This window comes from Streptomyces sp. NTH33 (assembly GCF_003236365.1).
In the GTDB taxonomy this organism is placed as follows: domain Bacteria; phylum Actinomycetota; class Actinomycetes; order Streptomycetales; family Streptomycetaceae; genus Streptomyces.
The window spans coordinates 1-6,554 of record NZ_POTZ01000389.1 but is presented as its reverse complement, the minus strand read 5'-3'; the positions used below and the strand labels follow the sequence as shown (position 1 = coordinate 6,554).

Annotated in this window: 7 protein-coding genes; 3 read left to right on the top strand and 4 right to left on the bottom strand. The window is 73.0% G+C overall.

Annotation, left to right across the window (positions count from 1 at the left end):
- Positions 1-104: 104 nt before the first annotated feature.
- Positions 105-1,169: an iron ABC transporter substrate-binding protein gene (locus C1I97_RS28245; protein WP_111005966.1), complete on the bottom strand. Its 1,065-nt coding sequence runs from the start codon at positions 1,167-1,169 to the stop codon at positions 105-107.
- A gap of 510 nt (positions 1,170-1,679) precedes the next feature.
- Here C1I97_RS28245 and proP point away from each other — a divergent pair.
- A complete protein-coding gene (gene proP, locus C1I97_RS28240) occupies positions 1,680-3,044 on the top strand; it encodes a glycine betaine/L-proline transporter ProP (RefSeq protein WP_111005965.1) in 1,365 nt (454 codons plus the stop codon).
- 135 nt (positions 3,045-3,179) lie between these two features.
- Positions 3,180-3,851: an O-methyltransferase gene (locus C1I97_RS28235; protein WP_111005964.1), complete on the top strand. Its 672-nt coding sequence runs from the start codon at positions 3,180-3,182 to the stop codon at positions 3,849-3,851.
- A 19-nt stretch (positions 3,852-3,870) separates the two neighbouring features.
- Here C1I97_RS28235 and C1I97_RS28230 read toward each other — a convergent pair whose 3' ends face one another.
- Positions 3,871-4,263: a hypothetical protein gene (locus C1I97_RS28230; protein WP_111005963.1), complete on the bottom strand. Its 393-nt coding sequence runs from the start codon at positions 4,261-4,263 to the stop codon at positions 3,871-3,873.
- A 138-nt stretch (positions 4,264-4,401) separates the two neighbouring features.
- Here C1I97_RS28230 and C1I97_RS28225 point away from each other — a divergent pair, with 138 nt between their 5' ends.
- Complete coding sequence (locus C1I97_RS28225; RefSeq protein ID WP_111005962.1) at positions 4,402-4,809, top strand: J-domain-containing protein; 408 nt, start codon at positions 4,402-4,404, stop codon at positions 4,807-4,809.
- 16 nt (positions 4,810-4,825) lie between these two features.
- Here the strand turns inward: C1I97_RS28225 and C1I97_RS28220 are convergent, their stop codons facing one another.
- Both C1I97_RS28220 and C1I97_RS28215 read right to left on the bottom strand, forming a co-directional pair.
- Positions 4,826-5,731 carry a hypothetical protein gene (locus C1I97_RS28220; protein WP_146608315.1) on the bottom strand — a complete coding sequence of 302 codons (906 nt, stop codon included), beginning with the start codon at positions 5,729-5,731 and terminating at the stop codon, positions 4,826-4,828.
- A gap of 5 nt (positions 5,732-5,736) precedes the next feature.
- Positions 5,737-6,393, bottom strand: a complete 657-nt coding sequence (locus tag C1I97_RS28215; protein ID WP_111005960.1) for a hypothetical protein — start codon at positions 6,391-6,393, stop codon at positions 5,737-5,739.
- Positions 6,394-6,554 lie beyond the last annotated feature (161 nt).

Genomic DNA, 6,554 nt, shown 5'->3' with positions numbered 1-6,554 from the left:
CCACCGAACCCGCGGAGGGGACGGGCCGGGGTGGTCCGGAGCGGACCACCCCGGCCCGGTCCCTCCGCGGGTTCGGTGGCGGGCGGCGAGGTGTGCATGGCGGGTCAGACCAGGCCCTGTTCCTGGAGCATGGTCAGTGTCTGCTGCAGGGACTCCAGCTTGCCGAGGTCGATGTCGGGGGACTCGAGCGAGGCGAACGGCGGCAGGTCCTTCACCGAGCTGGTGACCCCCGCGGCCAGCGGGTACTCCTTCGTCTCGTCCGCGAAGTAGGTCTGCGCCTTCTTCGACAGCAGGAAGTCCAGGGCCTTCTGGGCGGCCTCGCTCTGCCCGGTGTCCTTGAGGACGCCCGCGCCCGCGACGTTGATCAGCGCACCGGGGTCCTTGCCGGGCAGGAAGTGCAGCCGGGCGGCGACCTTGTCCTCGCCCTTCTCGGCGACCCGCTCGTACCAGTAGTAGTGGTTGACCAGGCCGAGGGAGACCTCGCCGGACTCGACGGCGTCCAGGACGGCGAGGTTGTTGGCGTAGGCCTTGGCCCCGTTCGCCTTCAGGTCCTTGAGCCAGGTGCGGGTGGCGTCGTCGCCCTCGAGGACCCGCATCCCGGTGACGAAGGCCTGGAAGGAGGCGTTGGTGGGCGCGAACCCGGTCTTGTCCTTCCACTCCGGCTTCACGACGTCGAGGACGCTGTCGGGGAGCTTGTCCTCGCGGACCTCGTCCGGGTTGTACGCGAGGACGCGGACGCGTCCGGACAGGCCGACCCAGTCGCCGTCGGAACCGCGGTACGCCTTGTCGACCTTGTCGAGGGTGGCCGGCGGCAGCTTCTGCAGCCTGCCCTCCTTGGACAGGGCGCCGAGCGCGCCGGCGTCCTGGGAGAAGAACAGCCCCGCCTTGGTGCGGCGGCCCTCCTCCAGGATCTGGGCGGCGAGTTCCGCGCTGTCGCCGTAGCGCACCTCGACCTTGGTGCCGACCGCCTTCTCCAGCTCGCCCAGGAGCGGCTTGATGAGCTTCTCGTTGCGGCCGGAGTAGATGACGAGGGAGGAGTCCTTGTTCCCGGCGTTCCCGGCGTTCCCGGCTCCGGCGCCGCTGTCGTCGGAGCCGCAGGCGGCGAGGGCGGGGAGCAGAAGACCGGCCGCGGCCAGCGCGGTGATCCGGCGTCCCGAGGGGCGTCGCATCGTGTGGTGCCTTCCTGCCACGGCTTGCTTGTGTGCCGCTGATCAGGTCGACGGGAAGCGGGCGGCGAAGCACTGCGGTGGCTTGTTTTCGACCAAGTTATGAATAAGGTAAACCTTACCTAATCGTCAAGTCGGCTCGGGGTGGCCCCGCGACCGGCCCCGGCCGCACTCCGCGTTCCCCGCGCCTCGCCGGCCTCCCGCCCCCGCTCCGCCTGCCGTCCGCCCGCCTTCCGTGAGGTCGGCGACAGGGCGAGGGCGGTTCGGTTGCGCTCGCGGGGCGCGAGAAGAGTCACAGCGCGGAACCGCGGAACGCGGCCGGCGCGGGACCTGCGTCCCTGCGTACCGGGCATTTGAATGCCGTATGCATCGAGTCGCATACGGCAGGTAAGGGACCCCAGCGGTCTTATGGTCGTTTTTCGGCCCGCCGCGCGCAGGTCGTTTCCGGCCCGCCCGCCAACGCCGACGCGTGGGTCGCGTCCCCGTCCCCGTCGAAAGGTAGGCGAGCGAGCCTTGTCGGCCCCCGCAGTCACCGCTCCCCGGCACGTGTCCCTCACCAAGACCCCCGACGCCACCGTCACCGACCCCGCGCTCGTCAGACGCGCCGTGAAGGCGGCTGCGCTGGGCAACGCGATGGAGTGGTTCGACTTCGGTGTCTACAGCTACATCGCGGTGACCCTGGGCAAGGTCTTCTTCCCCTCCGGCAACCCGACGGCGCAGCTGCTCTCCACGTTCGGCGCCTTCGCCGCGGCCTTCCTGGTGCGCCCGCTCGGCGGCATGGTCTTCGGCCCGCTCGGCGACCGCGTCGGCCGCCAGAAGGTGCTGGCCTTCACCATGATCATGATGGCCGTGGGCACCTTCGCGATCGGCCTGATCCCGTCGTACGCCACGATCGGTGTCGGCGCGCCGCTGCTGCTGCTGGCGGCCCGGCTGGTGCAGGGCTTCTCCACCGGCGGTGAGTACGCGGGCGCGTCCACCTTCATCGCCGAGTACGCCCCCGACAAGCGGCGCGGCTTCCTCGGCAGCTGGCTGGAGTTCGGCACGCTGGCCGGTTACGTCGGCGGCGCGGGCCTGGTCACCCTGATGACGGCCCTGCTCTCCTCCGACCAGCTGACCTCCTGGGGCTGGCGGATCCCGTTCCTGATCGCGGGCCCGATGGGCATCATCGGCCTCTACCTGCGGATGCGCCTGGAGGAGACCCCCGCGTTCGCGGCGGAGGCGAAGAAGGCCGAGGCCGACCGCCCCAAGGTGCCGCTGCGCGAGATGATCGCGGGCCAGTGGAAGGCGCTGCTGCTGTGCGTGGCCCTGGTGCTGGTCTTCAACGTCACCGACTACATGCTGCTGTCGTACATGCCGAGCTACCTGACCAGCGTGCTCCGGTACGACGAGACGCACGGCCTGCTCGTGGTGCTCGGCGTGATGGTCCTGATGATGGCCGTCCAGCCGTTCGCCGGCGCGCTGACCGACCGTGTCGGGCGCCGTCCGGTGATCGCGGCCGGCTGCGCGGGCTTCCTGCTCCTGTCGGTCCCGGCACTGCTGCTGATCCGCCAGGGCAGCCTGACGGCGATCGCCCTGGGCATGGGCGCGCTGGGCCTGCTGCTGGTCTGCTTCACGGCCGCGATGCCCTCCGCGCTCCCGGCACTGTTCCCGACCCGGGTCCGCTACGGCTCGCTGTCGATCGGCTTCAACGTCTCCGTGTCCCTGTTCGGCGGCACGACCCCGCTGGTGGTCACGGCGCTGATCGGCGCGACCGGCAACCTGATGATGCCCGCGTACTACATGATGGCGGCGGCGCTGATCGGCGGCGCGGCGGTCTGGTTCATGACGGAGTCCGCGGGGCGGCCGCTGCCGGGGTCGGCGCCGTCGGTGGAGGCGTAGGCCCGCCGCGCTCGGCACGGCGGCGGATGGCCGCCCACGAACGGCTGAAATACCCTGACAGCACCCTTGCGCCCGGCTATATTCACCAGCACGACTAGTTAGCAGAACTAACTAGACATACGAAAGGCTTGGTGCATGAGCGACTCGCAGCTCTGGGACGACGTGGACTCCTACTTCACCACCCTGCTCTCCCCGGAGGACGAACCCCTGCGGGCCGCGCTGCGCGACAGCGACGCGGAGGGCCTGCCGCACATCAACGTCACGCCGAACCAGGGCAAGCTGCTGCAGCTCCTCACCCGGCTCCAGGGCGCCCGCGCCATCCTGGAGATCGGCACGCTCGGCGGCTACAGCACCATCTGGCTGGCCCGCGCGCTGCCCGCCGACGGCAGGCTGGTCTCGCTGGAGTACGACGCCCACCACGCCGACGTGGCCCGCCGCAACATCGCGCGGGCCGGGCTGGACCGGATCGCCGAGGTGCGGGTGGGCCCGGCGCTGGAGTCGCTGCCCAAGCTCGCCGACGAGAACCCGCCGCCCTTCGACCTGGTCTTCATCGACGCCGACAAGGTCAACAACCCGCACTACGTGGAGTGGGCCCTGCGGCTGACCCGCACCGGCAGCCTGATCGTCCTGGACAACGTCGTACGCGGCGGCAGCGTCGCCGACGCCTCCAGCACCGACCCGAGCGTGCGCGGCACCCGGGCCGCGCTCGAGCTCATCGCCGAGCACCCGCGGCTGGAGGGCACCGCGATCCAGACCGTGGGCAGCAAGGGCTACGACGGCTTCGCGCTGGCGCGGGTGATCGCGTAGGGCCCGGGAGGGGCGGTCCTCACGCCTCGTGGTAGAAGCCCACGTTGATGCTCCGCGGGCTCGTACGATCCTGGACGACGACCTCCCCGGAACCGCCCCGGGGCAGCGGGACGGTCCCGCCGTAGGCGAGGGACTGGGCGTACTCGCCGGCCGTGAGGCGGACCTCGGAGGACGGGTCCGGCTGGGAGCCGCGCAGCCAGGTGACCTGCCAGGTGCCGTCGGGTCCGCACGCGAACTCCAGGTGGACCCGGGAGACGAACAGCCAGTCGTCGGGCGTCACCAGGCGGCACACCGCCCGGTCCCGGCCCACCCGCAGCACCGCGCCCGGCTCGCTGGGGGCGTCGGCCATGAGCATCCCGGCCGTGGCGCCCCCGTCCGTCCCGGAGACGGCGGCCATGGTGAGTTCGAGCACGTACGCTCCTCGTGTTCGGGGCGCGCGAGCCGCTGTCTCGTGCCCGGGTGCGCCCATGCCGTGCGCGGAGCTCCGGGTCGGTGCACCGCGGCGGCATGATAAATCGCCCGGCCGGGGCACGTCCGGCACAATGGGCTCATGACCGAGCGAAAGCCACCCGGCGTTCCGTTCGGGTCCTGGGTCGACAAACAGATCCGCGACGCGCAGGGGCGCGGCGAGTTCGACCGGCTGCCGGGGGCGGGCAGGCCGCTGCCGGACGACATGTCGTACGAGGAGCTGTGGTGGGTCAAGCGGAAGATGGCCCGCGAGGGCCTGACCGCCCTGCCGCCGACGCTCGCGCTGCGCAAGGAGGCCGAGGACGTGCTCGCGGCGGCCCTCGCGGCCCCGTCGGAGCGGATCGTCCGCACCATCGTCGCGGACATCAACGCCAAGATCCTCGACATGATGCTCAAGCCGCCGCCCGGTCCTCCGCTGGGCCTGAAGCGGTACGACGTCGAGGAGGTCGTCCACGAGTGGCGCGAGCGGCGGCGGGCGGCGGCCGAGTAGACGGTTCGGAGGCGGGTCAGAGGCGGGTCAGCCGGTCGGCCAGTTCGCGGTAGTCCCGCAGGGCCAGCCGCAGGCGCTCGGTGGCGGAGGCCGTCGCGGCCTTCTCCCCGTCGCCGTCCTGCCAGGCCGACCGCAGGGTACGGCGCCGCCGGGCCAGTGCCTCGGTGAACCGCCCGGCGAGTTCCTCCACGGCCCGGTCCGCCTCCTCCACGGCATTCCGCGGCCCGTCGATGAACCCGGCGACGGCACCCCGCAGCCGGGCCCCGAACTCGTCGCACTCCTCGGGCAGGAGCAGCTGGGCGGGCGCGGCGCCGCCCGAGTCGGCGGGCGCGCCGTGAGCAGCGAAGTCTCCGGGCGCCGCCTCACGGCCGGCCCCGTCGCCGGGCGCGGGGACACCGCCCCGTCCCGTCGGCCGGACGGTCCCGCCAGGAGCCTCGCGGGCACCGGCCGCCGCTCCACTGCCGTCGGCGTCACCGGATTCCGGGATGCCGTCCCGTCCCGACGGCCCGGCGCCCACGCGGTGAGCCCCGGCGGCCCCGGGCGCCGCCTCACGGCCGGCTCCGTCGTCGTGTCCTGGGACGCCGCTCCGTCCCGGCCCCGACGCCCCGTCCAGGGCGTCGGGGCCGGCCACGGCCTCCCGGCCGGTCACGGAGGTACCGCCGGGCACCGCGCCACCGCCCGGCGCCGCCTCGCGAGCGGCAGCCGCGTCCCGGTCCGGAGCCGTCGCGCGACCCGCCACCGGGTCACGGCCCGCGGCAGCCCCACGGTCCGCCGCCGCGGCCCGCCCTGCGGCCGGCTCCCGCGACGTCACCGGTTCCCGGCCCGCGTCCGGCCCCCGGTCCGTCACCGGACTCCGGCCGCCCTCAACCCGCTCCCTGCCGTCGGCGCGCCCTCGGCCCTCACCGGGTGTCACATCGGACATCTCGATCAACTCTCCTTCGCGTGACGTCGGTTGATGGCCCACGGGAGGTGGGAGCCCTGGCGGGTACCGGACTTGGCGGCGCCCTCGGGGGCGGTGTCACCGCGGGACGGGGTCAGCAGGTGCTCGAAGAGCTCGCGGGCCTCGACCATGCAGGCGCGCAGGTCCTCGGTGCTCGCGCGGTTCTCCGGCGCGCCGTCCAGGGGGGTGTGCGCGGCGCGGTGGACGCGGCGGTAGCCGTGGACGTGGTGCCCGTGGTGCACGGACAGCGCGGCCAGCTGCTCCTCGTACTGGCCGTCGGCCGGGAACCCCCGGGCCCCGGCCAGCTCGGCGAGCAGCCGGTCCGCCTCGGCGACCGCCTCCCGCGGCGAGTCGACGAACCGCTCCTGCGCGGCCGTCCAGCGCGCCTCGAACCGCTCGCGCTCGGCCGGCTCCAACGGCTGCTCCCGCAGGTCGCCGTGGCGTTCCACGCGCGCGGCGAGCTCACGCTCGGCGGCCTTGGTGTCGCCGTCGTGCCGGGCCACGGTCCGGTCGTACTCCGGACCGAAGCGCCGCTTCAGGCTCCGTCCGCCGTGCCCGCCGCGGGCACGTGAGGTCAGCACGGCCGCCACCACGACGACGGCCGCCACAATCACGATCAAAGCGATGATCAGGCCTGTGGACATGGGCACCTTCCGGGTCGATCGGCCCAACTGGCCGGTTCCTCCATCGGGTTGCCCGGAAGCTGATCGACAAACTGCCCGCCCGGCGTGCAGCGGCGCAAGGCCCGCCGCCCCGGATATCCGGTTGCGCGCCCGCCGGTCCCTCCGCCGAGAATGCCCGCATG